Source organism: Treponema sp. (assembly GCF_051883275.1).
Classification (GTDB): Bacteria; Spirochaetota; Spirochaetia; order Treponematales; family Treponemataceae; genus Treponema_D.
On record NZ_JBJETK010000004.1, the window covers coordinates 1 to 14,748 of the forward strand.

23 protein-coding genes and 1 pseudogene are annotated in these 14,748 nt (G+C 35.5%); 10 read left to right on the forward strand and 14 right to left on the reverse strand.

Features of this window, described 5'->3' with window-relative positions; translation table 11 throughout:
• The first annotated feature begins 14 nt into the window (after positions 1 to 14).
• From ACI4L0_RS00200 to ACI4L0_RS00215, 4 genes are all read left to right on the forward strand, one after another.
• Positions 15 to 134: a hypothetical protein gene (locus tag ACI4L0_RS00200; protein WP_439798248.1), complete on the forward strand. Its 120-nt coding sequence runs from the start codon at positions 15 to 17 to the stop codon at positions 132 to 134.
• Positions 135 to 246: 112 nt separating this feature from the next.
• Complete coding sequence (locus ACI4L0_RS00205; RefSeq protein ID WP_439798153.1) at positions 247 to 711, forward strand: Panacea domain-containing protein; 465 nt, start codon at positions 247 to 249, stop codon at positions 709 to 711.
• Entirely contained in the window at positions 695 to 1,099 is a 405-nt protein-coding gene (locus tag ACI4L0_RS00210) for a hypothetical protein (protein ID WP_439798154.1), read from the forward strand. Before ACI4L0_RS00205 ends, ACI4L0_RS00210 begins: the two co-directional genes overlap by 17 nt.
• 287 nt (positions 1,100 to 1,386) lie before the next feature.
• A complete protein-coding gene (locus tag ACI4L0_RS00215) occupies positions 1,387 to 1,668 on the forward strand; it encodes a hypothetical protein (RefSeq protein ID WP_439798155.1) in 282 nt (93 codons plus the stop codon).
• Between the two features lie 119 nt (positions 1,669 to 1,787).
• Here the strand turns inward: ACI4L0_RS00215 and ACI4L0_RS00220 are convergent, their stop codons facing one another.
• From ACI4L0_RS00220 to ACI4L0_RS00235, 4 genes are all read right to left on the reverse strand, one after another.
• Positions 1,788 to 2,426, reverse strand: a complete 639-nt coding sequence (locus tag ACI4L0_RS00220) for a GSU2403 family nucleotidyltransferase fold protein (RefSeq protein WP_439798156.1) — start codon at positions 2,424 to 2,426, stop codon at positions 1,788 to 1,790.
• Positions 2,423 to 2,731, reverse strand: a complete 309-nt coding sequence (locus ACI4L0_RS00225; protein ID WP_439798157.1) for a hypothetical protein — start codon at positions 2,729 to 2,731, stop codon at positions 2,423 to 2,425. Before ACI4L0_RS00225 ends, ACI4L0_RS00220 begins: the two co-directional genes overlap by 4 nt.
• 114 nt (positions 2,732 to 2,845) lie before the next feature.
• Positions 2,846 to 3,604 carry an amidohydrolase family protein gene (locus tag ACI4L0_RS00230; RefSeq protein ID WP_439798158.1) on the reverse strand — a complete coding sequence of 253 codons (759 nt, stop codon included), beginning with the start codon at positions 3,602 to 3,604 and terminating at the stop codon, positions 2,846 to 2,848.
• 16 nt (positions 3,605 to 3,620) lie between these two features.
• Entirely contained in the window at positions 3,621 to 3,914 is a 294-nt protein-coding gene (locus tag ACI4L0_RS00235) for a hypothetical protein (RefSeq protein ID WP_439798159.1), read from the reverse strand.
• A 227-nt stretch (positions 3,915 to 4,141) separates the two neighbouring features.
• On the opposite strand from ACI4L0_RS00235, the gene ACI4L0_RS00240 reads away from it, so the two are divergent.
• The 4 genes from ACI4L0_RS00240 (at position 4,142) to ACI4L0_RS00255 (ending at position 8,026) form a co-directional block, all read left to right on the forward strand.
• Positions 4,142 to 4,330, forward strand: a complete 189-nt coding sequence (locus tag ACI4L0_RS00240; protein ID WP_439798160.1) for a hypothetical protein — start codon at positions 4,142 to 4,144, stop codon at positions 4,328 to 4,330.
• Positions 4,331 to 4,412: 82 nt separating this feature from the next.
• A complete protein-coding gene (locus tag ACI4L0_RS00245) occupies positions 4,413 to 4,946 on the forward strand; it encodes a flavodoxin domain-containing protein (RefSeq protein WP_439798161.1) in 534 nt (177 codons plus the stop codon).
• Between the two features lie 329 nt (positions 4,947 to 5,275).
• Positions 5,276 to 6,805, forward strand: a complete 1,530-nt coding sequence (locus ACI4L0_RS00250) for an alkaline phosphatase (protein ID WP_439798162.1) — start codon at positions 5,276 to 5,278, stop codon at positions 6,803 to 6,805.
• 30 nt (positions 6,806 to 6,835) lie between these two features.
• The gene (locus tag ACI4L0_RS00255) at positions 6,836 to 8,026 is read left to right on the forward strand and encodes a YibE/F family protein (RefSeq protein WP_439798163.1); all 1,191 of its coding nucleotides are present in this window, start codon (positions 6,836 to 6,838) and stop codon (positions 8,024 to 8,026) included.
• Positions 8,027 to 8,037: 11 nt separating this feature from the next.
• Here the strand turns inward: ACI4L0_RS00255 and ACI4L0_RS00260 are convergent, their stop codons facing one another.
• Positions 8,038 to 8,286: a BrnA antitoxin family protein gene (locus ACI4L0_RS00260; RefSeq protein WP_439798164.1), complete on the reverse strand. Its 249-nt coding sequence runs from the start codon at positions 8,284 to 8,286 to the stop codon at positions 8,038 to 8,040.
• Complete coding sequence (locus tag ACI4L0_RS00265) at positions 8,270 to 8,539, reverse strand: BrnT family toxin (protein ID WP_439798165.1); 270 nt, start codon at positions 8,537 to 8,539, stop codon at positions 8,270 to 8,272. Before ACI4L0_RS00265 ends, ACI4L0_RS00260 begins: the two co-directional genes overlap by 17 nt.
• 306 nt (positions 8,540 to 8,845) lie before the next feature.
• On the opposite strand from ACI4L0_RS00265, the gene ACI4L0_RS00270 reads away from it, so the two are divergent.
• The gene (locus tag ACI4L0_RS00270) at positions 8,846 to 9,325 is read left to right on the forward strand and encodes a nucleotidyltransferase domain-containing protein (protein ID WP_439798166.1); all 480 of its coding nucleotides are present in this window, start codon (positions 8,846 to 8,848) and stop codon (positions 9,323 to 9,325) included.
• The gene (locus ACI4L0_RS00275) at positions 9,325 to 10,008 is read left to right on the forward strand and encodes a hypothetical protein (RefSeq protein WP_439798167.1); all 684 of its coding nucleotides are present in this window, start codon (positions 9,325 to 9,327) and stop codon (positions 10,006 to 10,008) included. The genes ACI4L0_RS00270 and ACI4L0_RS00275 overlap by 1 nt, the downstream gene beginning before the upstream one ends.
• 411 nt (positions 10,009 to 10,419) lie before the next feature.
• Here ACI4L0_RS00275 and ACI4L0_RS00280 read toward each other — a convergent pair.
• The 8 genes and pseudogenes from ACI4L0_RS00280 to ACI4L0_RS00315 form a co-directional block, all read right to left on the reverse strand.
• A pseudogene (locus ACI4L0_RS00280) lies at positions 10,420 to 10,679 on the reverse strand (Txe/YoeB family addiction module toxin).
• On the reverse strand, positions 10,679 to 10,906 hold the full coding sequence (locus tag ACI4L0_RS00285; protein WP_439798168.1) for a hypothetical protein: 228 nt from the start codon (positions 10,904 to 10,906) through the stop codon (positions 10,679 to 10,681). The pseudogene ACI4L0_RS00280 and the gene ACI4L0_RS00285 overlap by 1 nt, the downstream one beginning before the upstream one ends.
• A 290-nt stretch (positions 10,907 to 11,196) precedes the next feature.
• Positions 11,197 to 11,538 carry a type II toxin-antitoxin system HicB family antitoxin gene (locus tag ACI4L0_RS00290; RefSeq protein WP_439798169.1) on the reverse strand — a complete coding sequence of 114 codons (342 nt, stop codon included), beginning with the start codon at positions 11,536 to 11,538 and terminating at the stop codon, positions 11,197 to 11,199.
• Positions 11,525 to 11,764, reverse strand: coding sequence for a type II toxin-antitoxin system HicA family toxin (locus ACI4L0_RS00295; protein ID WP_439798170.1), 240 nt, complete (start codon positions 11,762 to 11,764; stop codon positions 11,525 to 11,527). Before ACI4L0_RS00295 ends, ACI4L0_RS00290 begins: the two co-directional genes overlap by 14 nt.
• 27 nt (positions 11,765 to 11,791) lie before the next feature.
• Positions 11,792 to 12,169, reverse strand: coding sequence for a type II toxin-antitoxin system death-on-curing family toxin (locus ACI4L0_RS00300; protein ID WP_439798171.1), 378 nt, complete (start codon positions 12,167 to 12,169; stop codon positions 11,792 to 11,794).
• Positions 12,166 to 12,369 carry a hypothetical protein gene (locus tag ACI4L0_RS00305; RefSeq protein ID WP_439798172.1) on the reverse strand — a complete coding sequence of 68 codons (204 nt, stop codon included), beginning with the start codon at positions 12,367 to 12,369 and terminating at the stop codon, positions 12,166 to 12,168. The genes ACI4L0_RS00300 and ACI4L0_RS00305 overlap by 4 nt, the downstream gene beginning before the upstream one ends.
• A gap of 317 nt (positions 12,370 to 12,686) precedes the next feature.
• Positions 12,687 to 13,676: a hypothetical protein gene (locus tag ACI4L0_RS00310; RefSeq protein ID WP_439798173.1), complete on the reverse strand. Its 990-nt coding sequence runs from the start codon at positions 13,674 to 13,676 to the stop codon at positions 12,687 to 12,689.
• 15 nt (positions 13,677 to 13,691) lie between these two features.
• Positions 13,692 to 14,747, reverse strand: a complete 1,056-nt coding sequence (locus tag ACI4L0_RS00315) for a hypothetical protein (RefSeq protein WP_439798174.1) — start codon at positions 14,745 to 14,747, stop codon at positions 13,692 to 13,694.
• Between the last annotated feature and the right edge of the window lies 1 nt (position 14,748).

Sequence of the window (14,748 nt, forward strand, 5' to 3'; positions counted from 1 at the left end):
GTGGAATTCTCGGAATTTATCATCACGTTTCTGTAGACTACTTGCAGGAATATGTAAATGAATTCTGCTTTCGACAGAACAACGGAACAAGTTCATTTGATGTATTGTTAAAGCAGGGAATATTTGCGGCGTAAAGAGATTTGTAAATATAAGAATTTATAATACAATAAAATATTTGTGTATAAATATTGAAAAATTAATATAATTACAGTACATTGTATATTACTGACAACAAGGAGGTTTTTTATGGTTTCGGCATTAACTATTGCTTTATGTTTATTACATATAGCACAAGAAAATGGTGATTTAATCACAAATTTAAAACTTCAAAAACTCCTCTATTATGCACAAGCTTGGTTTATGGTAAACAATAAAGGTGAAAAATTATTTATAGATGATATTCAGGCTTGGAAATACGGGCCTGTTGTTGTATCTGTATATAATAAGTTTAGAAGTTTTAATAGCTACCCTATTTATGTATCAAAGTATTTAAAAAAACAGAAAGAGAATATTGATAAAAATAGAGATGAATTTTTAAAAGAATTTGCAATTCGTTTTTTTAGTTATTCTGCAACTGAATTAGTTGCAATGACACACAGCGAAGCCCCTTGGGTTAACGCTTACGCAAAAGGTCAAAATACGGTAATAGACACAAAAGAGATGTATTTATTTTATAAAAATATGTTAGAAAGCAATGAAGAACAAGATTAAAAAAATAAATTCTAAAAATAGTTTTATTACAAAAGAAAAAACAGGATATGAAAAAACTCATCCTGTTTTTTCTTTTAAATCATATATTTCAAATGATTTGTTTACTAAAGAAATGGATTACACAAATCACTCTTTATACAATTTTTTTAATCATATTTCAGTTCTATCTCAATTGACTTGGTATGATATAAAAACTAGAAAACAATATCATTTTCATGATATAGAAAATAAAAAAAATATAAATAAAATGTTAAAAATAGATTCAGATATAGTTTTAACACAATTTAAAATAATAGGTGAGCAAGAATCACGAATTATAGGCTATTTTGACAATAATATTTTTTATATCGTTGCTTACGATTATAACCACAAAATATATCCTAAGTAATCTATAAGCAGAGTGTATGAGGGGATAATTCCGAAAAAATTCTGTATATTTGCTGTTTCAATTTCTGTCATTTCTTTAATTTGCAGTATTGGAAGTATTGTTTTTCAATTTGTAAAATAATCGCCTGACAAGCGGTTCAAATCCGATAACTTGGTCAAATCAAATTGAGGTTTTGCTGCATATTCAGTAAGCAAAAAAACAAATCTTTCCGATGTCTGTCTTCCTCTTTTTCTCGCCATTGGGGAGAAAATACAGATAAAAAGATTGTTATTGATTCAAAAATTTCCGTGCGTATTACATCGCTAAAGTTTTTGCTTGCGGTTCTTGTTGTATGTGGTTTTTACAGTGATTTCACAGGTCATTCAGTTTTTTATAAAAAGTTTGCGAGAGAATTTTTTGCGCTGGTGGACATTCTGTTTGTTGCTCCTGTAAATGTTTTTGCCGTTCAGACACAGTCGCTTTTCTTTTATACCGCTGGTCTTTGTTGGGGAAAATTTAATTTTCCGCTGTTTGAAAAAATTGATCGCATAGGCAGAGGCGAGGCAGTCGTGCTGTTTTTATTTACTTGAACTTTTTGCGATGGAAGCGGTAAATCCGCAATGTACTGGTGTATGGTTTATAAATTAAAGGACTCTTTGTTTTTCAAAGTTTGAAAAAACAGTAATGCCGTTTTCAAGACAGACTTGTTTTAAAGTTGTAAACTGTTTTTTGAAAGGCTGTTATAAACTTCTTGTAATTTTGATAAATGCTCTTGTGATTTTTCAATGTGATATAAAATTTCTTTTACTGCGGCTATATCTTTTGTCTTCTTTTCCGGTGGATTTCGATTTGGATTTGTCAAAATCTTTTGAACTGCATATACAGCAGGTTCTGGAACTGTTATGCAAAACTGTAGTCCTTCTGGAGATGTTACTTCAACTTCACGTGGAAAAGATGCAAGGATGTTCAAAACCCTTAGTCCTTCTGAAATAATGCCAAGAGACTTTATTTTTATATGACCTTCTGTTCCTGCTCCTAAAATCCTTGTAAGGAATTCAAGCTCAAGAAAATCTTCCTTATAAAACCGGGAGATTCCGTCATTTTCGTCATAAACATAGCCTATTTCTTTGAGTTTTTCTATCACAGGAATTTTTTCTTTCGGGAGATTTATGTTTCTGTAGAAAAAATCTATATCGCGTGTTTTCAGGTTTGGAATGAAATCTGTTTCAAAAAGAAATGGATATAAATATTCTGCCCAGCTACCAATAATCATAACATGCTGTAAAAGACCGATTTCTTTAAATGTTTTAATTGTCTGCCAGAAAGTAATTTCCTGTTCTTTTGTCATTTTACTTCTTTCTCCAGTTCTTTAAGTTCTTTATTCATTTTTTTTAACAGTGCAGAAAGTTCTTTTCGCCTGTTTAATTTTTCCTGTAAATCCTGTAAATCAAAATTGCCGGGTTTTCCTAGGAACTTGGAATATACTTTTTTCCCGTCCCTGTAGTTGAGGTACAGATATTCCTGGTTGCCGATTTTTCTTTTAAAAACAGAACCTTTTGGCAAACTCTCAGTTTCTTTTTCATATCTTAAAATCATTCTTTTATGTCTTTCCAGTTCATCAAGAAAAACTGAACGTATTAAATCAGATTTCATATTATCCTTACACTACAGTTGCTGTAAATAAGTGGTATTTGTAGTGTAAGTTTATATTACACTACAAATTTAAATATTTCAAGCGATTTGTAGTGTAATCGGTTTTGCAGGGAATCAAGTAAAGACTTGAAAATTTATTTCTTTGGCTGCGGTTATTTTGATGTTTTTCAGATATTCCTCTTTTAGCGAAAGTTTTTTCCCGAAAAGATGCGTTGAAAAATAATGCGTTATCGGAAAATCCGAGCCAAAGAGAATTTTGGATTTGTCATTGACAAGGTGGCTGAGTTTTTTGAAATTCTTTTTTGATATGCAGGCTGTATCGCAAAATACATTTTTGTATTTGTTTACCATTTCCGCCGTTTCTTTGACAGGATTTGAATGAGCAAGAATCACATGAGCGTTTGTATATTCTGCAAAAAAATTTTCAAATCTTGTCGGCAGGTCGCAGTGTTGTGTGCCGCAGTGAATTAGAATTGATTTTGAATTATCGTCAGCCCAGCGGAAGATTTCGTGGAGTGTCTGGAGATGTCCTGGATTTTCTTCATCCCAGTTTTGTCCTGCCGGGTGAAGTTTGATTCCGCAGTAGTCGAATGATGAGGCTGCGCTTTCCACTTTTATTCCCTGTTCCGAGTATTTTGGAATGAACCAGAGGTAAGGCTTTGCTGTAAGATTTTTTGATTCGTAGCCTTGCGCATAGGCAATTTCTTCTTCAACAAGGGAAAGTTCCGCATCATCACGGCAGCTTGAAGTTGAAGAATAGCGGATTTCCGTGATTTTAGTCTGCTCTTGGGTCAATTCGATAAGTTCGAACAGTTCAAGTGCGTCGTAGTAGACTTCGTTGAACTGCCCGATGTGAATGTGATGGTCGGTCAATTTTTTATTCTGTGACTCATTTTGCAAATATACTATACAGACATTCCAGTATTCCGGCGGTCACGCCCGCCATGCCGGCAATTTTAAAAAGTTTTTTTGTCATGCTATCCAAATCCATTTCACGTATATTATAAAATTTTGTAAAACTTGCAAATTCCAATGCTAAAAATGAATAGATGGTAGTTGAAGGCAAATGTTTTGAAGAATAATAACCAGCTATTGGTAGGAGAGAAAAAAAACAGCCGGTCAATACATACCATACCGTACACGGAATTCTGATGATTATGAGCAAGATTTTTAATACAGCCATTTATATACCTCTTTTATGAATATCAAATAGTTATCGTGTTAAATTAATCTTACTTAGAAAGTTCAACATTGTGAATAACCAAAGAATTATCTTTTTTATCAAAAGCCTTGATTTTTGTAACCTGCCTTTTGTTTCTGAAATTTTCTTCTGTCATTGTGAATAACGGAAAATTGTTTAATGCGGCAAAATATTTTTCTGTTTTTTTATTTTGGTTGTATGCAATTCATATGCCTGTTTTAAATAAAATACTGAGAAAAATCTGGCTGAAATTCCTTCCGATGAAAAATCCGTTTTTCTGTCTTGCTGAATATTTCGGCGTTACGGTTCTTACCGTTGCAATCGGTACGGCGCTCGGCATTTTGCTGAAGAAAATCTGCCCTAAGTTCTTTGCGCTTTTAACCGGTGGAAGAGGGTAGCAGATTTTACTTCTGTTTCTATGGAATAATTGCCCGGTGGATGATACTATTCTTATGCGAGTATTTTTACAGGAGTTATTGTATGGAGTCTATTATAGTATATGGGTCTTGCTACGGCAGTTCAGAAAAATATGCGGCAGAACTTTCTGTCCGCACGGGTATACGCGCAGAGTCTTTTAAGACGGCGGTCATTCCGGCGGACTGTGAAACGATTGTGTTTATCGGCGGTCTGTATGCAGGCGGATTAAAAGGGCTTAAGGAAACTGTTGCAAAATTACAGAATGTACGATTGAAAAAACTGATTGTCTGTACGGTGGGGCTTTCTGACCCGGATGACAGCACTAATACGGCGAATATCCGAAAAGGAGTTCTTGCCTTGCTTCCGGCGGAATGGCACGAAAAGGCGGAGATTTTTCATCTTCGCGGCGGAATAGATTATTCCCGTCTGAATTTCCTTCACCGCCTGATGATGAAGCTGCTTTATAAAAACGCACTGAAAATCCCGGAGGAAAAGCGCACTGCTGAAGTAAAGGCAATGATTGAAACATACGGCGCAAAAGTCGATTTTATTGATTTTTCCAGACTGGATGCAGTTTGCGCGGCGTTGAAAAAATAATTCTTCTTCCTTGTACAGGTTGTTTACGGCAGATGTAATGTCGTCTGCCATTTTTTTACGTTTTCTTACTTTTTTTTAACATTTCTATCGAAGAAATCTAACATAATTCATCTAGTATGCTTCCATAAACAAAGCAAAATTTACATTCAATCAATTTGTTTTTAAGGAGGTGTAATAAAAACTTTGCCTGAAATAGCGTCAAAGTTTTTATTCACAAGTTTGCGTTGCAAACTTCCTTATCTACTGCACATTCTCATTCCATTGCGAATGTGCGTAAAAAGTCAAATCGGAAATTGATATTTCCTCATTGACTTTTTAATGGAGGCTATATGAACAGAACGGTAAAAAGTATCTGTAAAAAAGCGGCGGGAATTGCGCTTGCATCGCTTATGACAGCGGGCGCGTTCGCACAGGAAATTGCGGGAACACCTACAGGCAAGGGAATGCCAAAATACGTGTTCGTGTTTATCGGTGACGGAATGAGTTATCCGCAGATTCAGAGTTCAGCATACTTTATCGGAAAAGATGCAGCAGGAATCGTAAACGACGTAAAGAATTCTTCAAATCCGTCAGATTCCCCGAAAGGCGGACTTTTAAGCTTTATGAAATTCCCGGTTGCAGGAAGCGCACAGACTTATGATGCAACTTCATTTGCACCTGATTCCGCTTCTACGGCAACTTCAATTTTTACAGGAAAGAAAACACATTCGTCATCAATCAACGTTGACATTTCAAAAAAGATAAAATACCGCACGATTGCAGAACAGCTCCGTGACCAGAAAAAGTGGAAAATCGGCGTTCTTTCTACAGTCAACCTGAACCACGCAACTCCGGCGGCAACTTATGCACATCAGGCAAGCCGCAAGAGCAACTATCCTATTGGTCTTGAACTTGTTGCAAGTAACTTTGACTATTTTGCAGGCGGCGCTCTTATGGAACCTGAGGACAAAAAAGGCGACAAGGAATCAATCTACAGCCTTGCCCAGAAAGCCGGCTACAAAGTCTGCTTTACCCAGAAAGAAGCATCTTCCCTCAAAAACGGCGACAAGGCAATCGTAGTTTCAGAAACTCTTGCTGATGCAAATGCAATGAACTACGAAAACGACCGCGCTGACGGTGAGTGGAGCCTTCGCGACTATGTTAGAAAAGGAATTGAAGTTCTGGACAACAAGAACGGATTTTTTATGATGGTTGAAGGCGGAAAAATCGACTGGGCATGCCACGCAAACGACGCCCGCTCAACAATCGCAGATACTCTTGCGCTTTCAGAAGCCGTAAAAGAGGCAGTTGATTTCTACAACAAGCACCCGAAAGAAACTTTAATCCTTGTAACTGCCGACCACGAAACAGGCGGTCTTACAATCGGTTTTGCAGGAACTGACTACGACCTTTTCTTCAACACGCTCAAAAGCCAGAAGATTTCCTATGCAAAGTTCGACAGCGACTACGTTGCTTCATACAAAAAGAACAAAACTTCATTTGACGCTGTAATGAAAGACGTTACTGAACTGTTCGGCCTTAAAGTTCCGGGAAGCACAGGAAAAGACAAAAACGGCGGACTTGTCCTTACTGAATATGAATACGGAAGAATTCGCAGTGCATACGACAAAACTATGTCAGGCACAAAAACAAGCGGTCAGCAGGAATACGAACTGTACGGAACTTACGAGCCGCTCACTGTTACCATAACTCACGTTCTGAACAACAAGAGCGGAATTGCGTTTACTTCGTTCTCTCACACAGGACTTCCTGTTCCGGTATTTGCACTCGGCGCAGGTCAGGATGAGTTTGCAGGCTACTACGACAACACTGACATTTACAGAAAACTTGCCGCGCTCACAAGCGTAAAGCAGGACTAAAAAGCAGGACAAAATTAAAAAGGCAAAAAAATGAACAGACCGAAGTTTAATAATACGAGTGTTACCGTCATAGTGTCGGTTGTATTTGCGGCATTCCTTTTCCTCCTGCCAACTGGATTTGAAGGTGCGCTTCAGTTCCGTGATGCCGTAAAGTGCAGGGCGCTTGTAGAGGCGGTGGACAACAGCCGTATTATAGACACCGGTCTTATACGTACCGGGCAGCAGGTCTGCTCAGTACGTTTTCTGAACGGAAAATTCAAGGGAATGACTGCGGAAGGGTGGAATATGCTTACAGGCTCTCTTTCGCAGGACAAGCTTTTTGTGCCGGGCGATAAAGCTCAGGTCATCGTTCACTGGCAGGAAGCTGAACCGGGCGAAGATGGCGAAGGCGGTGAAACAACCGAAATTGCCGGAAGTGCAGGGGAAATCGAATTTCTTTCTGTCAATCTGATTGACTACTACAGGCTCAAAGGCGAACTTGTCCTTGCCCTTGCATTCGCCGTTTTTCTGATTGCGTTTGCCGGTGCGACAGGCGTCCGCTCGGTGCTTTCGTTTGTCATCACTGTCCTGACGCTCTGGAAAATTCTTGTTCCGATGTACTTGAAAGGCTACGATCCGCTTTTGTGCGGCTGTGCCGTTACGGTTCTTCTTACCGTGATTATCCTTTCGCTTGTGTACGGTTTTGACAGGCGGCTTTTGTCATCCGTGTCGGGTGCGCTTTTGGGAATAGGTCTTGCGGCTGTTCTTTCTGTCATCTGCACGAGGACTTTTAAAATTCACGGCGCGGTGATGGCATATTCTGAAAGCGTTTTGTATTCCGGCTACGAATACCTTAATTTAACGCGCATTTTTATGAGTTCAATTCTTGTCGGCGCAAGCGGCTCGATTATGGATCTTGCAGTCGACATAACTTCGGCAGTAAACGAAGTCGTAAAAAAGTGTCCTTCAATTTCGCGCCTTGAAGCAGTCAAATCCGGTCTTGCCGTAGCGCGTGCCGCAATGGGAACAATGACGACAACCCTTCTTCTTGCGTACTCTGGAAGCTGCATCTCCCTTTTAATGACTTTTATGGCGCAGGGAACTCCGCTCTACAACATCCTGAACAACAATCAGGTCGCCGCCGAAATCATCAACACCATCGCCGGAAGCTTCGGCCTTGCCTCAACCGCACCTTTTACCGCCCTGATGTCAGGTGTAATTCTCGCCGGCCGTAAAAAGTAGGGTAGTGTGGTTTAGTTTGCGGAATAGTGCTTTGCGTATTGAGAGAGCACTTCGTTCATCATAGTCTGATACTTGGTATTATTCTTTTTGGCTTCTTTCTTAAAAAACTGTATGCAGTCCGAGTCAATGGAGATCGTTATTTTTTCCTTTGTATTTTTTCTTATAAGTTCTGCTGGAGAAGGAAGAAAATCCTCAATAACCACAGCCTCTTCCAATGCGTTCTCTACGGATTTTTCCGGGTTGCTATAAATGCTCTTCATATCGTTTCTTTCCCTGACGCCAATAACCTGCGCCAAAAATTCTGATATTTTGACCTCGCATTGTAAAACGCACAGTCAAAATTCCTTCATCTGTTTTCCCGATACAGAAATAACGCTTTTCAGAATTGGAATGTTTTACATCTTCTAAAATCATACGTTTTTCATCAAAAAAAGCATCCTGCGCCTTTTCAAATGAAACATTATGTTTCTTTATGTTTTCAGAATTTTTATTTTCATCCCATTCAAAAGTCATATACATATATATTATACATATAAATATATGTATAAGTCAAATATTGTTTTTAAGAAGTAGAGAGAAAATAGCCGCCTTTAGTTTGACACGCTAGACGGCTATTTATCGTCATGTGGAGATAAGTCAAGTCAGAAAAGTCCTTAGAAAAATATCAAGCAACAGGAAAAATCATATACACACAAAAACAATAGGCGATTTTCCTTCCATATCTTATTAGCAAAACTTCATAATGAAGATTAATATTGAATAACCTGATTTTCTGCCATATAATAAAAATACAGTCGAAAAACGACAGTGAGGTAAAATATGACAGAACTTACTAAACTTGTCTTAAATAAGGGAATTGGAAAACTTTTCACAACAAAAGAATTAAAAGTTCTAATGCCCTCTGACAATATAAGAAACTGTCAGATTGCCCGTTCCATAAAAAACAGAGATTTCATAAGACAAGGCAGAGGCATATATTCCTTGAATCCTATTTATTTTTCAAAATCATCACCATTATGCAAGCAGGATTATGAAGACGAATTAAAAAATATTGCAAATTTTCTTATAAAGAATGGGGCGAAGGAAGTTTACCTTTTTGGTTCATTTGCAAGAGGTGAAGCAGATTCAAATTCTGATTTTGATATAGGCATCAAAGGTTTACCTTCAGAAAACTTTTTTCACATTTATGCCCAATTAGACCATTTATCTGCACGACAAATAGATTTAGTCGATTTTGACACAAACAAAACATTCTATGAACATCTGCATAAAATCAGTGAACTCAGGAGACTTTCCTAATGAACAAATTAAATGAAAGATTAAACCTGGCATTATCAGAGTTAGGAAAGCACTGCTCGAAATTTCCATTGCTGCAAAGTTATGTTCAAAATAAAGAACCGGATGAAATAATTCTTTCTGCCATCGGTTCACACCTTCACTCTTATTATAACGGAATTGAGAAAATATTTGATATTATAAACAAAGAAACTGATAAATTTTCATTTAATGATGGAAAATCACACTCAGAATTATTATCTGTTATGGCAATGAAAACTAATAACAGGAATGCTGTTATTACGGAACAGTCAAAAAATGAACTTGCTGATTATATGAAATTCAGGCATTTTTTCAGACATTCATATTCGTACGACATAGACTGGAATAAAGTAAAACCTTTATTAAATAATATTCAGAAAAACTGGCAGAGAGTTCATAATGAGATTGAGACTTTTAGAATCGATTTTGTAAAAAAGCAAACAATAAGCAATTTCAAGAAAGAATTTTCTGATAAAACTGGCGAAAAATCAGACAGGGAACTTGTACAGAAACTAAAAACACTTTTTAAGGATTATGATGAACTGGAAAAAGATATAGTTGAAAAGTTTCTGCACTCACAAGGAGCAGCATCAGAAAAAGAACTGCCCGAAGTCCTTAGGAAAATATCAAGCAACACGAAAAATCATACACACAAAAAACAATAGACGATTTTCCTTCCCTGCCTTGATTAACAGGAACAGTTTATGCAGCTCTCACTTATCATAAAAAGAAGTAGAGTAAAAAAAATAGCCGCCAAAACAAAGTTTTCGACACTTTTTGGCGACTAATTTGTCAATCGTGGAGATAACCCCAAGTTCAGGCATTTACGCTTGGTCAAGGCACGTTCGCCTTCGGCTACCTTAAAGCCTTGACTCAATCGTTTGCCGTGTGTATGAAAATCATACACACCGTCATCCTTTATTTTTGAGATACCACAGTTTTAACTTTTCGTCAAATTTCCCATTTAGAGAATTTGAATTTCAATTCACCTAAGGCATCTAAAAATTTTCTAAATTCTTTATGTTAATGAAAGTCTATAAAAGTCTGTTCTCCAGTTTCTTCCCTTTAAATAACCTTCAGTTATAATGACCTTTGCAAGAAACAATCTGTAACATACCGCCTGTTATTCTGTATACAAGTCTGTTTGTTTCATCAATGCGCCTGCTCCAGAACCACTTAAATTATCTTTTAATGGTTCAGGCTTTCCGATGCCTTTATCAAAACCGCTTCGTTCAATGTCCTGAATTAATGCATTTATTCGTTTGATAGTCTTTTTATCTTGCGTCTGCCAATACAGATAATCGTTCCATGCTTCGTCAAACCAGATTTTTTTCATTACTCCACCTTGATAAGTTCGTGTTCTACACCTTTTCCTTCATTCAAGGCTTTTATTCCACGCTCAAGATGGTCAATATTGCTTTTTGAATAGAATAACTCCTCATTTTCATCTTTAGAAGTCCAGTTCTGTAAAGTCTGAGTAATACGTGTCAAAAGTAAAATGCACTGATTATATGAAAAGGAATCTACTTCATTTAATACTGTATTAAAAGTTGAGTCACTCATACATTTACCTCCATAACTTAAAATATATCACAATTTGATTGAAAAATCATCTGTTTTTTCCCTTCTACCTTCCTTCCACGACTTTGATTTCTTCTGCGGTCAAATCGTAGAGTTTGTACACTAAGGCGTTTATTTCTTTGGCGGTGATTTATTTTTCATATTGCCAGTAAATCAGAAATTGCGGCAGAAATATTCAGCATTATGGCAGGGGATAGTTTCGATACTTTCTCTACAAGGCAGGATTTTAAAAATGATTTTATTGGCTTTGAAAACCTTGTCAGGAGTTGTTTCTAATAAGATAATTGAATTGTTTTCATTTCATCCTGCAATGATTTTTCTACAAAACTATTTAACGACATATCAAGTTTTTTTGCTGCAACGGCAATTTGACTATGAAACAACGGGGAAATTCGAACATTAAATTTTCCCGAATATGGTTTTTCTGGCTCAATTCCGTCTTCTTTACACCACTCAAGATAATCATCTACCGAAGCATGAAATTCATTTTCAAGTTCATCAACGGTTGTTCCTTGAAAAGTTATTACGGTTCTAGTATTTATCACTTCACCTGAAAATATTCTAGCCTCGTCATCATATTCCACAACACCAATATAACCTTTATAGTTCATCATTTTTTACCCCCGCATTATCCAAGAATCTTCGCATAGATTTTATAGCCCCCTTGTCTGTAACTCTTTCCGGATGCGGTCTGTGAAATACAGCCCGCTGTCCGTTTAACTCGATACGAACACGAGAACCATTTCCTTCACTTATATTTGCTCCAAGTGATTTCAGTAAATTTTCAATTTTCTGCCATTCTATCTTTGTTACTGCAAGTTTTATTGTATCAGTAATCAATACAATTTATGTAGTACGAAATGGAAGTTATTTTCTATGATTTAACAACCAGTTTTTTATTTCATTCTTATTCATTTTTCCAGAAGCGATGCTAAGCCCTAAGTCTATTAATTCAGTCTGAGAATATTCAACGTTTACGTTATTTAACTTCAAAAAGAGTAAAGTCAAATGTACACCAATTCTTTTGTTTCCATCCGCAAAAGGATGGTTTTCTACAAGGGAATAGCATAATTGAGATGCTTTATCTAAAATATCAGGGTAAAGTTCATTGCTTCCAAAAGTCTGGAATGGTGATTTTAAAGCAGAATCTAAAAGATTTTTATCCCGAATTCCATCCATTCCTCCTGTTCTGGTAATAAGAGAACTATGAATTTTTATTACTTGTTCATATTCAAAGAAAATCACTTAGCAAGTTCCTTATAAGCTTCCACATTCTGGCTTATAAGTGCATCGGAAACAGCCATTAGTTTATCATTTGAAACTGTAAAAAATGGTTTTTCTTCATCTAAGACGGTAATTATTACTTTTCTGCCGTCATACTGTTCAAGAGAATAATCATTTGTAAAAATCTTATTTCCTTGTATTATTCCAGTCGTTGCAAACATTTTATCGCCTCCCCTAGTTATTATAACATATTTACATGAACTTTTGATAATGATATTGAGTTATTTTTTCTACAAAAAAGATAAAGAGTAAAAAAAATAGCCGCCTTTAGTTTGACCCACTAAGCGGCTATTAAACCTAAAAGTGGAGATAACCCAAGTTCGGGCATTTACGCTTGGTCAAGGCACGTTCGCCTTCGGCTACCTTAAAGCCTTGACTCAATCGTTTGCCGTGTGTATGAAATAATCATACACACCGTCATCCCTTCTTTTTAAGATAACATAGTTTTGGGGTTTTCGTCAAATTTGGAAAATCAATATTACTTATCCTCATTGTTTTCCATATATTCAGCCCTTAACTCGGACAGGCTCTTTCCTGTTGCAGCATGAATGCTAAAGACATAGGTTTCAACGGAAGACCAGCCTGTAATGTTTTTTAGCCATTGCTGCAAAGACATCTCTTCATTGTCTTTTGTACGAATCAATCCAGATTCTAATAAAATACATTCTTCATTAGTATTTTTTGCAATGATTTTATCATTCGGCTTTACGATTCCCCATTCAAGCATTGTATCAATTTTAGGTAACTGTCGTCGTGTTATTGCACCATTTCTTTGTTTTCTAAAAGTATTATTTGTTTTCTTAGAAATATTTACAAAATAATCATTATAATCATCAACAGGAAGAAGTTTCTTCATATCGATAAAAATTTTGTCTTCTGTCCTATTCAAACAAATTTGATAACAACTGATGTCTACATTATTTGTATTAAGCCATGCAACTGCTGATAAAGTCTGTGCATCAAATTCAGAAGCTACAAGTATGATTCTCTGTTTTTTATTTAGTCTGTTTGAATCAATATTATTTGCATCTAAAAACATCTCTAATTCTTTCAAAGCAATTTCTGTAGAAGTATGCGTATTGCAATCTTTATACTCTTCTTTATGTTTTTCAACATAAGGTGAATAAATATCCTGAACAAGATCAACTTTTGTATGAATAGTTGCCAGGCTTGCAGCATATCTGATTGCTTGAAATTCAAATGCTTCTTTTCTGTGTTCAATATCCTTTTTATCTCTTTTGATTTCTACAAGAACCAGATTCCCATCATCATCAATGGCGGTAAGATCACTTCTTCCGTCTTCTTCATTTGTTACCTGCTGGCCGATAATAAGCATAGAATCTTCTTCATCACACAACATTTCAATATTCTTTCGAAGTATTTCTTCTACATCTTTTTCAATCAACCCCAATTCCTTGAAAGAAGTCTGTTCTATCTTTGTTACATTGTTATTTTGTAAAATATACATTTGTTACTCCTGTTATTAAACAATCTTTTTATTTTCTTGCAATTCGTTTTTATTTGAAATTATACCAAGAAAATCTAATAGTTTATATTCTTTTTTATTTTTCCAATCACAAATAAATCCATCACATATGAAATCTAAATCTTTTTTAGGAAGTTTTCCAATTTTTAAAATGTACTTCACACTGCTATATAAACTAATCTCAGTGACTAAATAATTAGCCTCATTATAAAATATACAATAATGAGAAAAATCAGACATTTTTTCACAAATTGGATTATTTTGTCCCCCAAATTGCACTAAGTGTTTTTCTTCAGATTTTCCAGTGACTATCCATTTTCTGAAATCATCAAATTCATTTTGCTGAACGAACTCTTCTCCTTTTAAAAATGCCAATACATTAAAAGCAATTTTTGCATAAACTCTGTGAGTATCATTATTCTCATATCCCGTATAATGTTGTGTTATTTTATTTATTTCAGAAATAAATCCAGAATCATTTTTTCTAAAATCAGATATAAATTTATTGATTACACATTTTAATTCATTTTTTTTAGGTCTGGTAAGATTATTTTTTGCAATATAAAAATGATTATTGTAATATCCAATAATTAAATCTGTCTTGGGTATTATATTATTGTTTATATAGGTAAATTTTCCGTTAAACTTTTCCAATTCATTTATAAACTCTTTTTTATTCATATTTAACTCACCGTGAATTTTCACATTTGTTTTTTTATCTTGTTTTAAAATATGAATTTGATTGATAATATTAGGTTGCCCCCTAAACGTATATGAAAGTATAATATCACCATTTGTTTGTTTTCCAATAGTTACAGTTGGAGTTCTTGGTTTTTTTTTCTTTCCGTTTCTTGTACCTGGTCCTAATAACGCACGATAAAGAGAAACTAAAGAACAATTCATGAAATTTATTTCTAATTTTGAGAACAAAGAATTAGCCTGATCTGATACAAGCCCTTTTGAAAGTTTTGTAATTCCTCCGAGTCCTGCTGGGAAAATATGTTCTTTTTCTTTATAAGTTAATTCCGAGTTATTTTTTAAATATATACACATT